Source organism: Pseudobutyrivibrio sp. MD2005, from assembly GCF_000621865.1.
Lineage (GTDB): Bacteria > Bacillota > Clostridia > Lachnospirales > Lachnospiraceae > Pseudobutyrivibrio.
Genome location: NZ_KK211360.1, coordinates 210,778 through 226,157 on the forward strand (window position 1 = coordinate 210,778; position 15,380 = coordinate 226,157).

Genomic DNA, 15,380 nt, shown 5'->3' on the forward strand with positions numbered 1-15,380 from the left:
TTTATTATTTGATCTATAAGGTACATGATGTATTTGACACAGATAGATGAAAGCAAACGGAGGAATATGCAATGCTATGTTATAACTTGAGCCTGCAATACAAATCTTTATTAAAGGTAGAAATTAAAGACGATGATAAAGATAAAAATAAAGAATATCTTGAAGATAAAATGGTAAAACTGAATGCTGAGATATACTCTCACACTTCTCAAGATGACTTTTTTGCTGTTGGTTATAGTGCTGATGATGGCTGCTTAGAATTTGCGGTTGCGGTTTGGCCTGATAGGATTTCGGTTTCTAAGGTAATAAAGATAATAATGCGAGCTGTAGAAAAAACTTGTGGTGCTGAAGGTATTACAGTTTCACCAATTGAAGAAATAACAACCAAGAAATATTCGGAAATGCTTGAAGAAGCTGATAATAGGGATTATATGCAAAGAAGTGTGAGAAAAACTAGTAGGGATCTTGACTTTGATTTCTATGGGAACAGATATTTCAAGATAAATGAAATAATCACAGACAACGAAAAAATAAAAAAGAAATCAGCTATAGCCAGAGCCAGAGAAATAATGGCTGATAAAACACTTTATGATGAACTAGAGCGAATATATGCTCGCGGAAATGCGCGGAAGTTTTATGGCTATCCTGTACATTACAGCATTTCTTCAGGAAATAAAGAATCTGGAATGGAAATTGTAAAATTGATGATCCAAATGCTCTACAGTCAGGGACGGATATTAAGTTCAAGAATTACTCTTTTAAGTCAAATAAAAGAAGACTGCTATGATGAGTCTGATCTTAAGCATGTGTGTAAACATGCTGACGGGGCAGCGATTGTAATAGATATGCGTGGTTCAGATGGTAATCATGGGAATTATGCAAGAAGCTATGAACGAGTAATAAGATATTTGGCTGAACTTGTTGAGGAATACCACTCAAAAACGCTATTTTTCTTTTTAGAAGAATTAGAAAATTCCGGTTTTGCAAAGGAATTGTTGATAAAAACTGAGGATTACGTAGACAGAATAGAGATACATGAGGGCACGGGGCAGCGTGAAGAGGCAATGGAGTATTTTCATTATCTTGTGAAAAAAAGCAATTTTTCAGTTTTTGAGGATGATAGTTTGGGGGATTATCTACAGTCAGAGCGAAAAACATATAAATGCTATGATGTGCATGATGCGTTCAATAAGTGGAGCAAGGACGTCCTTAAAACTAAAGCATACAGCTCTTATAAAGAGTGTAAATGCATTGCAAAGACAGGCGAGAAGAAAAGGAAGGACAGTGCTTACGTAGAATTACAGGAGATGATTGGACTTTCTGAGGTTAAGGCTTTGGCTAATCAGATTATTGCCTCGTATAAAATGCAGAGCATCCGTGATGGGTATGGCATGCAGGATGGAGGAATTTCTAAGCATATGGTATTTACAGGTAATCCAGGAAGCGCCAAAACAACTGTTGCGAGGTTACTTACAGACATATTAACAGACGAAGGAGTGCTTAAAACCGGAGCATTGGTAGAGTGCGGAAGAGCTGATTTAGTTGGTAAATATGTGGGATGGACTGCTCGTATAGTTAGAGATAAGTTTAAGGAAGCTAGCGGTGGAGTGCTATTTATTGATGAGGCATATTCTTTGGTGGACGATAGAAATAGCTATGGTGCAGAGGCTATAAATACTATTGTTCAAGAAATGGAAAATCAAAGAGATAATGTTATTGTAATATTTGCTGGCTATCCGGACAGGATGGAAAAGTTTTTGAATCAGAATGAAGGCTTAAGAAGCAGAATTGCTTTTCAAATTAATTTTCCAGATTATAACGGAGAGGAACTTACAAGTATTCTTAAGCTAATGGCAAAAAACAGAGGGCTGAAACTCGATAATAAAGCAATTGAAAAATGTAGGAGTATTTGTGAAAGAGCCTGTACTGAAAAGGAATTTGGAAATGGACGTTTTGTGAGAAATTTGTTAGAGCAGGCAGTATTAAAGCAATCTCAAAGATTATATGCTGAATACAAGGATAAGGAAATACCTAAGGCAAGCGTTGAGAGATTAGAGGTCTCGGATTTCGAGGTTAATCTTTCAGATGCATGTCTCAAGAAAAAGGTTAATACTATAGGATTCGCTATTTGAGTGGCGTGTTGGATACTTCAGAAATGGAGAAATCTATGAGTGACTATATTCGAGGTGTGTTTTGGCTTATTAAAGGTGAAATACTTGCTGTTCCTTTTGATGGCAATATAAATTTCGGCGTGGCAAAGTCAGGAAAGAACTATAATCATAAGTTATTATGGGAGCATGTGAAACCGAAAAAATGTAACAAACCATATTATTATTATCCAAGAGGACGATTGGAATTTAGTAATAAAGGCAAGCCTTTACTATATATGAATATAAACATTGGTGAAGAGTTTATCCCTATCATAATGGAACAATTTGGACTTAACGATAAGCCAATAATTCATTATGATGGTAGCAAACACTACAAATGTTACTTAGATTAATAGCGATTGTTTAAGGTGTAGATATTTTACAGTATAGGAAGATGTATAAAGAGTTAGGTTTTACAAATCTGGATACTGTTATTGAACCGCAGGTTGTAGCAACAAGAAACTTTCATGAGCAGTACTATTTAGATTCAGATAAACTGGAGGATTATCTTCATTTTCGTTATGATTCCAGTAGGTCATTCCTTAAGTGACCTGCAATAAATCATTTTAATCTAAAAATGTGAAAAGAAAATACTACAATTATTATATTTATGTAGCTTGTGTTTGACAGATGTCAACTAATATGTTCTAATTGAACTGAAGGGTTCAATTAGAAGGAGGCGTCTAAAATGAAAGTACTTGCAATACAAGGTAGCTATAGAAATAATGGAAAAACCTCTTCAATGTTAAAATATGCAATTAAGAGGGCAAAAGAGCTCGGGCATAAAGTGACTGAGCTTAATTTGTTTGAGAAAAGACTAGACTATTGCAAAAGTTGTGGGAAATGCGACGAGACAGGTCAGTGTGTGTATACAAATGATGATATAGAAGAAATTACTAGTCTGATAAAAAATACAGATGTTATTATACTTGCTGCACCGGTTTATTGGGGAAATGTTCCTGCGATTGTGAAGAATTTATTTGACAGGATGGTAGGAGCATCAATGAAACATACAAAGGCTTTTCCAATGCCTAGATTATCTGGAAAACGTTATATACTTCTTACGGCATGTCACACAAAAGCTCCATTTGACAAAATTTTTGGTCAGTCCTCAGGTATAGCTAAAAATGCAAAGGAATTTTTTAAAACAGCAGGAGTTAAAGAAATAGGTATGGCAGTATGTGATGATACAAATAATCGCGAAATCGTTCCAAACAAAATCCTCGCAAAGGTTAATAAATTAGTAGAGAGAATATAAGGTGATTTATGGCACGCAGAAAAAGAGAAGATGCAATAGTACATCAAAAGCGGATTGCGGAGGCTGCAATAAAACTTTTTAGAACCAAGGATATCGATAAAACTAAAATGGACGAAATTGCTACACTGGCCGGGTACGGCAAAGCGACTCTGTATGTCTATTTCAAAAATAAACAAGATATTGTCACGTTCTTATCATATTACAGTTTAACTAAATTAAGAGATTCCATACTCGATGCAATTAATATTGACGATAATCAAGAGCATGTGTTTTTAGGCGTGTGCAAATCAATAGAGAAATACGAAAAGGATTATCCTGAAATATTTAAAATGAGTTTGGGAAACATTTCGGAGAATCTCGATAAAGAAAGTGACTGGGCCAAGCTAACATATGAGGTTGGTGAAGAAATAAATAAACTGATTATTGGCTATTTGGATGATGGAGTCTCTCAAGGAATATTTACTAAAATAGATAATTATTATGAAGAAATATTTAGGATATGGGGCATGATTGCAGGAGTAATACTAATCGCTAATAGCAAAGAAGACTATTTAAAAGGAGAAGGATATTTCGAAAAAGAAGGATTCTTAGAAAACAGTTATAAAAAAATTTATAAGACTCTATTATTTCAAAAATGATTGTAAAACGATTCCTGGTAATGGGTATCGCAAACGAAATTGCAAATACAGGGGGCACAAATGTGACTATCGTTCAACTAACGGGGACAAAATTTGTTTACGGTGTCTACTTCTTTAATTTCATATGGTATCCCTTTCTGGATTCTAGACACACTTAATAGAGGCAAATATGGAGCGTTAGATCAAATGGTGACAACAAGTGAATCGTCTTTAAACCTACTTATCACAACATAAAAATAACATATTTTTTTGATAGATTTATACTTAAGAAATTTCTAGATACATGCTCTGTGTTACTAGGAAGTGTATGCGATTAAAAAGAAGGTGTTATATGAGCGACGAAAAAAGAAGAGAAGAATTGAAAGCGCAAATCAATGAAAGGCTTGATATGCTTTCAATCGAAGAACTTGAGTATATTTCAGGAGGATATACTGACCGTCCAAATGATGGATACGGTCGATTTTTAGTTACGGATAAGGAGCGAGAAGCACTATTTCATTTTATGGGAAAAGGAACATGTCCTTATTGCGGTAAAGTTTTAAGCTTGAGCGAATAAAAATCACATCTTCATGTTTTCAAAATTAAAAGTTTAAAAAGTCAAAAACTTTTCTACTTTTTAAACTTTTAGTCAACAAAGTACCTGCAGATTTACTCTGCAGGTTTTCTTATGCAATAGCAGCATCTGATTGCAAATCAGGTGTTTCTATATTGCATATACGAAATATTTACATGAATCTGTACGAATAAAATCTATGATTTCGTGTGAAATATTTCCTTCTAGCTCATTCCAAGAACCATCAAATATCTTGTTTAAAATATATACTTCTTTGATAAAAATCTTCCCATTATTCATTTGCGACTTTTACAAGTTCTTCCCATACCTTAACCATTGCAAATGTATCTAATTCGCAATATTTTAAAAGATTTTGGCGGGCCCGTTTTTGATCAGATGGTGACATATCTTTTATTCTGGGGAAAATTGTCATTGCATCTCCGCCGTTTTGTATGTCTTCCAAATTATGGTAATCAAGAGTTGGGTCATCTGGGAATAGTGCAGGTAGCACGCTTTTGATTGAAAATGAACCACCCATAGCGCGATTGTAATAGTAACCACTTTGAAATGGAACTAGCAAATCTAATATGTTTTCTTGAATATTCAAAAGATGCTCAGCTAGATCTGGGAATGTATTTGCCAGTTCTTTTAGTCGAGTGCATTCAAATGCTTTATTATAGGCGGTTGTGCAGACATTCATTGGAATATCCCTTACTAGTGCTTCAGCAATAGCGCGTCTTGGATCTTCGCCAGAAATGCCGAGGAATTCTTTGTGTTGAAGAGGACCACCTTCGTATTCTATATAGTGGAGTGAATACTGGAATGGAATTTGTTGATATGGTTTAGTCCCCTCATAAATAGGGATTACTGGCTGTACTGTTTCAAAATCCAAGAAATATAGTGGATATGATAGATTTGATAGGAAGTCTCTTATTCCATCTGTATCTATATAAGGTTCTAAGTCATTAAGTTGGTATTGAATCTGCCTATGTTGAGTAGAGGTTAGTCGAGCATTTGAATCTTGCAAAGCTTTATAACTGACTAGTCCTTTTTTATATAATTCAATTTTATTCTTAAAGGCCATATGGTACATGCTAAATACATTAGGTTTAGGAAGATTGCGTGTGCAGTAATTCCAATAGGAACATTCATATGGCAAGCAGCAGTGTTCTCCCAAATCTATATTAGGCATGTCATTACAACCCAATATCTCTCTGGCTCGTTTAATATTTGAAGCAACATTAGTCATTTCTGATTTGACTTCGGAAGTAATATCAGTAATAGCAAAAAACTGAGAGATATCCATAGTGCCATCAAATACGTATTTATTATTTATGTTTACCAAGTATGTGTTCTTAACTATAATTCCAGCTTTTTCTAAAACATATCTTTGGAATGAAATGTCTATTATGTAGACTTCATCAACTTCTTTCTTACAGGTTGAACTTTTAACTTCATAAATAGACCAGCCGTCTTCTTCATGTCGTAATAAATCGACAGCACAGTACAATCCATCAATGGAAAAAGCGGCTTCACAAATAACTGGCGTATTATTTGCCAGTTCTTCTTTTGTCTTTTTTAACATTGCAGGAATATCAATTAATCCGTCCTTGTTGAAGGTGCTGACATCAACATAATTTCCAAAGAGACCTTTTGCTAAGTCACCAACCTCATGACCAGTATCAAAACGAGCTTGTGTTATAGCATCAATTTCTATTAATTCAGGATGATATTTGTCTAGCCATGCCATTTTCGGACATTGCATGAACTTGCAATACTTTGATTTTGAAACAGTTACCATAGCTGAACCTCCGATTTTTCTATTATAGAAGCAAAATGTGTCTTTTCTTTAAAGCTATTTGTATTGTGTGCCTAACCATGTGGAAAAAAACGTACATCTTCAGAGATATATTATGTACAACAAAAAACTAAAAGATAATGTGAATGCAATAACGTTATACGGAGGTGCCTATGCAATTCTTTAAAATTACAGCATTAATGAATGAAGCGGATATAGAAAAGAATATAAATCAGGAAAAGAAAAACAGCCAGCTAAGTCTACAAGAATTTATGCGTAATCTATCAAAACAATGTGAAACATATACAGAAGCCTTTATTGAAAAAGGATATTTATTTATTTCTGAAGGGCGTCACGGTGATTGCTGTGAGATGGGAATGGTTATAAGAGAAAATCTTGATGTAGAAGACATAGTGAAAAGATTTTTTGCCATGAATGGTTTTAAATTAGAATCATTAGAAATAAAAGAAACCACATTCTTTGAATTTAATATAATGCTCCATAAAGCCTATGGAGATGGTTTCGTAATATCTGCCGATGATTTATTGAGAGAATTTAATCTTGATTCTATATCAACTATTTTTGGAGGCCGACGAATTAGAAATAGTTTTGCAGAGGATATTATTAGCGATATAGATAAAGAAACAATATATAAGCTTGCTGGTACATATTTTACGAGAGAAACTTTTATGCCAGAATTGGACCGTATATTTGCAAGCCAACAAAATAAATACATTTTAGGGCATCCAGTAGATTATATGATTGAAAGTGATGATGATCATACTCAAGAAGGTATGAAAAAACTTTTGCTACAGGCTCTTTACAAAGCAAGACGTATAAATAATAGAAGATATGTTGAAGTGGATCTTAACGGTTCCGTTGAGTTTTCAAAAAGATGGATAGAATCACTTTATTGCAGTTGTGTTGGGGGAACAGTGATTTTGAATATGGATGATGCTTGCGATGATGAAGATGATGAGATTAGCTCAGATTATTATTATATGGAGGACCTCTGTAATGTTATTCGCCGTCATAGTAGTGATGTCCTAACAATAATCTCCATGCCAAGGGAAAGTAAGAGATTGCAATTGAAGATTTTTGAACATATTGGCATGCTTTCATTTGTAGAAATAAAAGAGGAACTGGTATTTAACGATGATGCTGTCTCATATTTGAAGAAACGTGCAAAAGAATACACTATTAGAGTGGATAAAAAACTGGTATCTATGATTGAAGAAGAACATGGATACTTAATTCCAGAATTAAATGGTTTATTTGATGAATGGTACAATCAAAAGCTGAAGCAGACAATATATAGCCAATACAAAGATATAAACTGTGCCAAAACAGAAATAAAAAATAAAAAAATAAAAGGTAGCGCATATGAGGAACTTAATTCAATGATTGGGCTGCAGGCTGCTAAGAAGGTGATAAATCAGGCTCTAGATTGCTATAAAGCTCAAAAAGTTTTTTGTGATAAGGGTTTAAGGCCTGAGTCAATCTGTAATCATATGATTTTTTCGGGCAATCCAGGCACAGCTAAAACCACAGTGGCAAGATTGTTTGCAAGAATTCTAAGAGATAATGAGATTATTTCAAAAGGTCATATTGTTGAAGTTGGAAGAGCTGATCTTGTAGGAAAATATGTAGGATGGACTGCGCCTAATATAAAAAAGGTATTTAGACAAGCAAGTGGGGGAGTTTTATTTATAGATGAAGCATATTCTCTTGTTGATAATAGAAATGGTTCTTATGGTGATGAGGCTATTAATACAATTGTGCAGGAAATGGAAAACCATAGGGATGATGTAATAGTTATATTTGCTGGCTATCCAGATAAGATGGAAGAATTTCTTGATAAGAACCCAGGCCTTAGATCTCGTATAGCTCATTATGTTCAATTCGAGGACTATACTACAGAAGAACTATGCCAAATCGCTGAATTTGAGGCAGCAAAGAAAGGGCTTAGCTTTGATAATTCTGCAAAAAATAAGATTAGAGACATTATGGAAAATGTGCGAGATCAGGTAGACTTTGGCAATGGTAGATATGCTAGAAATCTTGTTGAGAAAGCAAAGATGGCTCAGAACAGCAGGCTTGTTCATATGGATTATGAAGCTGTGACTAGTGATGATGTAAAACGTATATGCGAAGATGATATTGAAGCGCCTGTAACATCAAAGAAGATTACAAGGAGAATAGGTTTTTCTTTAGCCTAGATGAGTTTTCTAATATTTCAAAGATATTTAAAAAATGTGATCTATTTTTTTCTTCGGGTATGGGTAAAAAAACGTACATCCTTGGATGTATTTTAAGTACAACAAGAAAGATTACTTGTTATGAACTATAAACCCCTCGGCATTATTTAGGAGGAAAAGAAAATGAGAGAGTTAAATAAGGTTATTGGATATGATTCTATAAAAAGAGAATTAGATAGGTTTCTAGATGCTATGCACAATCCTGAAAAGTACCAGCAATTGGGAGTTAAGGTGCCTAGAGGAATTCTATTTGATGGTGTTCCAGGCATAGGAAAAACTCTTTTGGCTATGAGCTTTATAAAGGAAAGTGGAAGAACTTTTTATGTAATTAGAAAGGATAAACCGGATGGAAGCTTTGTAGATTATATTAGAGAAATATTTCAGAAGGCTTCAGAAAACACGCCATCCATAGTTTTTCTCGATGATATGGATAAATTTGCAAATGAAGATGAATATCATAGGGATGCTGAGGAATACGTGACTATTCAAGCTTGTATAGATGATGTTAAAGAGAAAGACGTTTTTGTTGTGGCAACGACGAATAATATTAGGACTTTACCTAACTCTCTAATCAGAAGTGGTAGGTTTGATAGAATTTTTTATATGTCAGTCCCTAGAAACGATGATGCCAGAAAAATAATTGCGTATTATCTTCAGGATATGAATTTGTGTGAGGATATAGATTCTGAAGAATTAGCAAGATTTTGTCGAGGATATTCTTGTGCTGATTTGGAAAGAGTCATTAATGAAGCTGGATTATATGTAGCTTTTGAAGGCAGAGAAAAGATTAATCAAAACGATTTAATAAAATCCTGTTTACGAACATTCTATAAAGTTTCTGATGATGAGGTAGATGTATCTGAAGATATCTTAAAAAGACACGCAGTGCATGAAGCTGGCCATTGCGTCATTGCTGAGATACTGCAGCCTGGAACTGTTGATTTTATCTCTATAGCTTCATTAAATGGCAGTTCTATTGGCGGATTAGTATCTAGAGACCATGATGAGGATGATTTGTTTTCTAACCAAGAAGCGGAAATAATGATAAATCTTGCAGGAAAAGCAGCTACAGAAATCGTTTTAGCTGAAGTGGATATGGGTTGTAATACTGATTTACACAGAGCATACAATCTGACCCGTATACTTTTAGATAATGTTGCAGCCTATGATTTTAATTCTTGGTGTCATGGAAATGAAACAAGTGAACAAATATATGATCATCTTGATAGTGTTACTAACGCAGAGGTTTCCAAATATTATTTGCAGGTAAAACAAATCCTTATAAGAAATCGAGCTTTTTTAGATTCTTTAATTGAGGCACTAATTGAAAAGAAAACTATTTCATACAAGGAATTAGCAAAGCTAAAAGAGGCGAGCTAAATGGATATATTAAAGTATATAGAATCTCATGCAATCCAAAATAAGCTATCAAACGTGAAGTATGAGTTTTCTGCTACAGAAATGGCATGGCTTATTTGGCTTAATGGCACGGAGCATCCTCTTACAATTCGTCATGAAGATTGGCAATGGATTATCGATAATATGCCTGATAGCACTGTGCCAGAAAGGATGAATTGTCGATATTGGCCGAGTTTACATGATTTAATAAGGAACTATATGTCATTTGAAAAACATGCAATAGATGAATATGAAAAAGCAGGAGACCATGCTGTGTATTCGTATGCTTATAAATGTCTTTGTGATAAGGAATGGACTGCGAATTTTGAAAATGCATTTAGTTCATTAGAGAAATGCATAGATACTCTCAGAAATGACATGCTAGATGAAAATAAAATATCGCAAATACGAAAAACATATATAGATAGAAATGAATATATAAAAGTTGAGTATAACCCGAATATGGAGAAAACTTTTATAGAAAAATCCTGGCTTACAGAGGCTGAGAGAGCGTTATTATCGGAGTCATTTAATGGTATGTGGTTTGATTTTCCTACTCCGTTTAAGCAAGGAGATTTAGTATCTGATAATAAAAATAATATTTATGTATTAAAAAGCTTACCCGGTTGGATAGAACAGTCTGATAATCCTAAAGAAGTCGCATTTAAGAAGGAAAGATTTGAAAAGGTTTGGGATGTAACAGATATGATGCCGATTGGATACGGAGTTACAGATGATGGTCAAGTTTGGCTTGATGGAATTGCTAAAACATACCTTGAATTAGAGGTTTGTACGAAGCCTTTAGAGAATGAGAACAGAGTTTTAGGTGCTTTAAGAGAATACTTTCAACGTAATTTGAATATTGAACAGTTTATAGCGTTACAACGAAAAGTATTATATGAGCAGTTAGAGCGAGAATTGCATTTGGAAGATCTTATTTTGGATAGGGATTTACGCAGGATTGGATTCTGAGAAGGTAATAAAATATGAACATATTAGATTTTTTAAATTCTAAAGATGTTAGATGCTACTTGAATGAGATAGATTATCAATTTAGTTTGTTGGAACAAGCGTATATCATTTACAAAAGCAGGTTTAGGGGCGTTAAAGAAAAGCAAAAGGCTTTTAAAGAATTGGTAGATTCTACAGACGATTATATTTTAGGAAGCGATGGGAATAAAAGGTGGTGTAAATCTGTTATTGAGGGTCAAAGTACACATGCTTTGATTTTGCAGTACATTCACGATTTAACTGAATTTGTTGGAACATTTTATGCTATGAAATCAGATGAATATTGTCAGGTGTTCTTTATATTAGATTCAACATATGAAGAGCCCTACGCTGATAATTTGCAGGAATCGGGATACATATTTGCTAATGTCGAGGATGCTTTATCTTATGTCATAGATGAAGTGAAAAATGATGAAGATTGTGGAAATCACAATTATATTGGATTTGAAATAAGAAAAGGATCTTTTAAACGGCCTGAAATTGAAGTTGTAAATAAAGTAAGTGCTATTTATAACTTAAATGGAACACTTTTAGAAATTGATTCTCCCTATGATTTTTATGGTGCTGCTATTGATATTGAAAAGGATTTTTTTGAACAGATGTGGTTTGATATTCCAGTGCCTTTTAAACGAGGTGACATAGTTCGTGGAGCGGGTGGCAATTGGGGGAGAACAACAGAACCTTTTATATTGCTGACAACCTATCCTGAAATGAAGCGTAGGGCTAAAGAAAGGACTGGAAAGAGTTCAGAAGGTTGTGATGCTTCAGACATGAATGCCAGTGGCTGGTCGACAGGTTTTTACGAGAATAATCCGTTATTTGTTAGTGATGATGTAATGGCAGACTATTTAGATTTAGAGTATTACAACGGTGAGTTTATTGGCCCACAGCGTTTATTGTTATTAATGGCCAAACACATTAGTAAGGAAATAGATATATGGGAATACACTTATGGATACAGACAAATCGTCTCCGAATATGAACATGAAAGAGCAAAGAAGGAGATGGGAACATTCCTTATACATACAAGTCCTGTTTATAAGATTTTGGATGAAATAGCAAATTATGAAAACTCTTAATTTAACCTTAAATCAATCTATGTATGAAGAACTTATTGATACCTTCATGCCATCGATTGATATGAGGCAACATCTTAAGCGAATAAAACTAGTTCCTGAGAAAATTATGGAGCTTATGATTGCTGCACCAGTGGGTCTTGATATAAAAAGAGATTGGTTTAGGAAGTTAGCAGTTATTGAAGAAATTGTTGATGATGGTTATCCAGAAGATATCGATATAGAAATCTATAAATTCGCGGACGTTGCTAAAGAATTTGATAAGGCAATAGATGCGCTTGCTGAAAAGGGGACTTGTCAATTTACAATTGAATCATGCTGGTATGATGTTGATATTAAAGAATGTAAATCATATCTTCTTGGTGTAGCTGATAGTTATGAGTATGCAAAGTTGATAATTCAACAGGAAATATGGGAAGAGGAGGAAGAGGATTCAGATTCTGCTGAGCGTTCCCCCCGTTGGTATGAAGTAAAGAAATGGGTAAAAAGAAAGGCTCATGGTATATATGAACAATTAAATACATATTACGCGATTGCTGGCGATACACCAATATTGTTTGAGGAAAGTCATATTGTAATTAGTATGAAGAGACTCAATGTAAATTTCTCTGTTTTTCAATTTGCAAATAGTATAATGCTACAATTGCCACTTCCATATAAACCTGGAGATATTGTTGCAATAGATACCTGGCCTTTGGGTCCAACACAACCAGCTATTATTTATAATATTGCTGACAATGGTCGAATCGTAGAACTTATTACCAAGAATTATCAAGGCAAATGGTTTAATGGTAGTCTGTTTAGTGGATCCTTTGGTAGATGGAAAGGACAGTTTGATTGGATATCACCTCTTTATAATATTAAAAAATGGCAGGAACCCTTAGGAGAGGATGATGAAGTATACAAAACCATTATTAGTTTTGTTAAGGGCAACGCAGGAAATGGAGAAAAACTTTCTAAGGCTTTAGATGAAATTGAAATCAGTGATTTAACAAGTCCCGACGTAATTATGTATATAAAGGGATTAGGATGACCAAAAAAGTGTCCACAGAATCGACATATAATGTTGTTATGCTTACATAAACTGCTGAAGGAGGATAAGCGTGTGAGTGCTAAACAACCAAAAAAGATGTTGATTTTTAATATCCTAGACATTCTTCGTAAGTATACTGACGAGAATCACAGACTAAGTCAGAAGGAAATCGAAGAAATTTTAAAAAAAGAATATGAAATGATTGTAGACCGTAAATCAGTAAAAGCCAATCTGATGGATCTTATAGAATTTGGTTATGAGATAGAGTATAGCGAATCTCTGCGTATGATTAAAAATAAAACGACTGGAGAAATGGAAGAAAGCTATATTTTATCAGATTTTTATATGGCAAGAGACATTACAGACAGTGAGCTTAGGTTATTGATTGACGGTCTTTTGTTTTCCACACACCTACCATATAGTCAGTGTAAGACCTTGATTGAGAAACTTGAAAAACTTTCTAATGTATATTTTAGATCAAGAATAAAGCATATAGCTACAATGCCTGAGGACAAAACTAATAATCACCAACTGTTTTTTAACATAGATATTTTAGATGAAGCTATTTCTCATGGGAAAAAGGTTTCATTTAAATATTTGGAATATGATTTGGATTTGAATACTGTAAAGAAAAAGCAGGCAGATGGAAATGAAAGAGTTTATATAGTTTCTCCGTATCAGATGGTTGCAAAGGAAGGGAAATACTATTTAATTTGCAATTATGACAAATATGATGATGTTTCAAATTATCGTATTGATAGAATTGCTGATATAAGTATCCTAGATGAAAATATTAAACCTTTTGAAAAACTAAAATGGTCTAATGGCCAGAAATTAAACCTGGCGACATACATGAAAGAGCATGTTTATATGTACAGTAGTGGCAGCTCGAAGGTCAAGATGAAAATCGTTGATGTTATGTTAAGCGATATCGTTGATATGTTTGGGAAAGATATTAAGGTTGTCAAGAAAGAGGAAAGCTATGTAGAGGTTACAGTACAGGCAACCGACCAGGCAATAGTTCAGTTTGCAAAGAATTATGCGCCTGATGTTATTGTGCTAGAACCTAAACGTATAAAGGAGCAGGTTGTTGATGAGTTGAAGAAAGGATTGCTGGGGTATGAGTGATTTATATTCTAAGGAATGGTTTAAAGATTTTGTAGATGACTTTGAATATCTGTATTTTTGTGAGAGTGATAAAATTTCTGAAGATGGAAAACAGATTATTAATAGCCTAGGAATAAAAGTAAATAATAATGTGTGTAGAGAATACGAAGAAAACATTATAAAAAAAGATCATTTGGATAAGGGAATTATAGATGATATTGTTGTAGCTTGGAAAGCTGGACGATTGAAAAGGGAAGGTGACAATTATGAAATCGAAATGAAAGATGGAAACTATCTTAATGGATATGGGCGAACTATTAAATCGAACGAACTTAAAGACTATTTAAATAAAGTTCCAAAGATAGATTCTATTGATGAAGAGAAATTTGAAATAGAATATAAAAAATATCTAGATGCCGGACCTGTTCCAAATAATTTTGGTGCTGTATATATTATTAATCTTATGTATTTTAAATCAAGTGGTAAATGGCCAATTTATGATAAATTTGCACATAAAGCATTAAAAGCGATTCTTATGGAAAAAAGTCCTGGAGAAATATGGGTCGGAGATGCACCTTTGAAAGCAGAAACAGATAAAGTGACAAATATGTATTTGGAGTATTGTTGGCTCCTAAATTGTTTATTTGGTAGCAAGGAAATAGATAGAAAAATAGATAGAGCATTATGGGTTTATGGCCATGCAACGAAGCGAAAAGAATAATATTAGATATTTTAATCTGTATAGCGATGCACGATTTTTCGTGCATCGCTTTCTTTATTCTGATTATAGAACAGTTTTATATAGCCTGCAAATAAAAAGTCAAGGCTAAATTAAAGAACAATGAAATTTTTATACAGGTTGAAAAGAAGGTATCAAAATAAGACCACCACAACCAGTGCTGGTCTGAATAGTTTTATTGATTGAGATTAATTCGATTCTGGAAGAGTGGCTAAGTATTCTTTCACTCGTCCATAGTAGATTCTTAGAAACTTGTTTGCACCGGCTGTCATATAGACATAGTAAGGCTTGCCTTGTGCCCGTTTCTTATCTAAGAACTGATAAACAGGATCGTCCTGTGGCATGGTTTTGATGAGTACAT

Annotated in this window: 15 protein-coding genes and 1 pseudogene; 13 read left to right on the forward strand and 3 right to left on the reverse strand. The window is 33.9% G+C overall.

Features of this window, described 5'->3' with window-relative positions:
• Positions 1 to 71: 71 nt before the first annotated feature.
• The 6 genes from T498_RS16415 (at position 72) to T498_RS0113880 (ending at position 4,602) form a co-directional block, all read left to right on the forward strand.
• Positions 72 to 2,132 carry an AAA family ATPase gene (locus tag T498_RS16415; protein WP_051524845.1) on the forward strand — a complete coding sequence of 687 codons (2,061 nt, stop codon included), beginning with the start codon at positions 72 to 74 and terminating at the stop codon, positions 2,130 to 2,132.
• Between the two features lie 35 nt (positions 2,133 to 2,167).
• Positions 2,168 to 2,503: a hypothetical protein gene (locus T498_RS0113860; protein ID WP_028236443.1), complete on the forward strand. Its 336-nt coding sequence runs from the start codon at positions 2,168 to 2,170 to the stop codon at positions 2,501 to 2,503.
• Between the two features lie 41 nt (positions 2,504 to 2,544).
• Positions 2,545 to 2,700: a hypothetical protein gene (locus T498_RS16820; protein ID WP_155951085.1), complete on the forward strand. Its 156-nt coding sequence runs from the start codon at positions 2,545 to 2,547 to the stop codon at positions 2,698 to 2,700.
• A gap of 138 nt (positions 2,701 to 2,838) precedes the next feature.
• Positions 2,839 to 3,408: a flavodoxin family protein gene (locus T498_RS0113870; RefSeq protein ID WP_028236444.1), complete on the forward strand. Its 570-nt coding sequence runs from the start codon at positions 2,839 to 2,841 to the stop codon at positions 3,406 to 3,408.
• 8 nt (positions 3,409 to 3,416) lie between these two features.
• Positions 3,417 to 4,046 carry a TetR/AcrR family transcriptional regulator gene (locus T498_RS0113875; protein ID WP_028236445.1) on the forward strand — a complete coding sequence of 210 codons (630 nt, stop codon included), beginning with the start codon at positions 3,417 to 3,419 and terminating at the stop codon, positions 4,044 to 4,046.
• 331 nt (positions 4,047 to 4,377) lie between these two features.
• A complete protein-coding gene (locus tag T498_RS0113880) occupies positions 4,378 to 4,602 on the forward strand; it encodes a hypothetical protein (protein WP_028236446.1) in 225 nt (74 codons plus the stop codon).
• 147 nt (positions 4,603 to 4,749) lie between these two features.
• Here T498_RS0113880 and T498_RS16825 read toward each other — a convergent pair whose 3' ends face one another.
• Both T498_RS16825 and T498_RS0113890 read right to left on the reverse strand, forming a co-directional pair.
• Entirely contained in the window at positions 4,750 to 4,899 is a 150-nt protein-coding gene (locus T498_RS16825; protein ID WP_155951086.1) for a hypothetical protein, read from the reverse strand.
• On the reverse strand, positions 4,892 to 6,400 hold the full coding sequence (locus T498_RS0113890; protein WP_028236447.1) for a DUF2779 domain-containing protein: 1,509 nt from the start codon (positions 6,398 to 6,400) through the stop codon (positions 4,892 to 4,894). The genes T498_RS16825 and T498_RS0113890 overlap by 8 nt, the downstream gene beginning before the upstream one ends.
• A 170-nt stretch (positions 6,401 to 6,570) precedes the next feature.
• Between T498_RS0113890 and T498_RS16420 the strand changes: the two genes are divergently transcribed.
• From T498_RS16420 to T498_RS0113925, 7 genes are all read left to right on the forward strand, one after another.
• The gene (locus T498_RS16420) at positions 6,571 to 8,616 is read left to right on the forward strand and encodes an AAA family ATPase (RefSeq protein ID WP_051524847.1); all 2,046 of its coding nucleotides are present in this window, start codon (positions 6,571 to 6,573) and stop codon (positions 8,614 to 8,616) included.
• A 162-nt stretch (positions 8,617 to 8,778) separates the two neighbouring features.
• On the forward strand, positions 8,779 to 10,035 hold the full coding sequence (locus T498_RS0113900; protein WP_028236448.1) for an AAA family ATPase: 1,257 nt from the start codon (positions 8,779 to 8,781) through the stop codon (positions 10,033 to 10,035).
• Positions 10,036 to 11,025, forward strand: coding sequence for a hypothetical protein (locus tag T498_RS0113905; protein WP_028236449.1), 990 nt, complete (start codon positions 10,036 to 10,038; stop codon positions 11,023 to 11,025). It begins immediately after the preceding gene.
• Between the two features lie 14 nt (positions 11,026 to 11,039).
• Positions 11,040 to 12,143 (forward strand): hypothetical protein, encoded by a 1,104-nt coding sequence (locus T498_RS0113910; protein WP_028236450.1) that lies wholly within the window; start codon positions 11,040 to 11,042, stop codon positions 12,141 to 12,143.
• The gene (locus T498_RS0113915) at positions 12,130 to 13,173 is read left to right on the forward strand and encodes a hypothetical protein (RefSeq protein ID WP_028236451.1); all 1,044 of its coding nucleotides are present in this window, start codon (positions 12,130 to 12,132) and stop codon (positions 13,171 to 13,173) included. Before T498_RS0113910 ends, T498_RS0113915 begins: the two co-directional genes overlap by 14 nt.
• Positions 13,174 to 13,245: 72 nt before the next feature.
• Positions 13,246 to 14,301, forward strand: a complete 1,056-nt coding sequence (locus T498_RS0113920; protein ID WP_028236452.1) for a helix-turn-helix transcriptional regulator — start codon at positions 13,246 to 13,248, stop codon at positions 14,299 to 14,301.
• Positions 14,294 to 15,001, forward strand: a complete 708-nt coding sequence (locus T498_RS0113925; protein ID WP_028236453.1) for a hypothetical protein — start codon at positions 14,294 to 14,296, stop codon at positions 14,999 to 15,001. The genes T498_RS0113920 and T498_RS0113925 overlap by 8 nt, the downstream gene beginning before the upstream one ends.
• A gap of 206 nt (positions 15,002 to 15,207) precedes the next feature.
• Here T498_RS0113925 and T498_RS16830 read toward each other — a convergent pair.
• Positions 15,208 to 15,380, reverse strand: a pseudogene (locus T498_RS16830) (IS110 family transposase); the annotation flags it as partial.

Coding starts and splice junctions, on each gene's coding strand:
- T498_RS0113910 (WP_028236450.1), top strand. CDS start 11,040: ATGAACATATTAGATTTTTTAAATTCTAAAGATGTTAGATGCTACTTG.
- T498_RS0113925 (WP_028236453.1), top strand. CDS start 14,294: ATGAGTGATTTATATTCTAAGGAATGGTTTAAAGATTTTGTAGATGAC.
- T498_RS0113870 (WP_028236444.1), top strand. CDS start 2,839: ATGAAAGTACTTGCAATACAAGGTAGCTATAGAAATAATGGAAAAACC.
- T498_RS0113905 (WP_028236449.1), top strand. CDS start 10,036: ATGGATATATTAAAGTATATAGAATCTCATGCAATCCAAAATAAGCTA.
- T498_RS16420 (WP_051524847.1), top strand. CDS start 6,571: ATGCAATTCTTTAAAATTACAGCATTAATGAATGAAGCGGATATAGAA.
- T498_RS0113890 (WP_028236447.1), bottom strand. CDS start 6,400: ATGGTAACTGTTTCAAAATCAAAGTATTGCAAGTTCATGCAATGTCCG.
- T498_RS0113880 (WP_028236446.1), top strand. CDS start 4,378: ATGAGCGACGAAAAAAGAAGAGAAGAATTGAAAGCGCAAATCAATGAA.
- T498_RS0113900 (WP_028236448.1), top strand. CDS start 8,779: ATGAGAGAGTTAAATAAGGTTATTGGATATGATTCTATAAAAAGAGAA.
- T498_RS16825 (WP_155951086.1), bottom strand. CDS start 4,899: ATGAATAATGGGAAGATTTTTATCAAAGAAGTATATATTTTAAACAAG.
- T498_RS16820 (WP_155951085.1), top strand. CDS start 2,545: ATGTATAAAGAGTTAGGTTTTACAAATCTGGATACTGTTATTGAACCG.
- T498_RS16415 (WP_051524845.1), top strand. CDS start 72: ATGCTATGTTATAACTTGAGCCTGCAATACAAATCTTTATTAAAGGTA.
- T498_RS0113915 (WP_028236451.1), top strand. CDS start 12,130: ATGAAAACTCTTAATTTAACCTTAAATCAATCTATGTATGAAGAACTT.
- T498_RS0113860 (WP_028236443.1), top strand. CDS start 2,168: ATGAGTGACTATATTCGAGGTGTGTTTTGGCTTATTAAAGGTGAAATA.
- T498_RS0113875 (WP_028236445.1), top strand. CDS start 3,417: ATGGCACGCAGAAAAAGAGAAGATGCAATAGTACATCAAAAGCGGATT.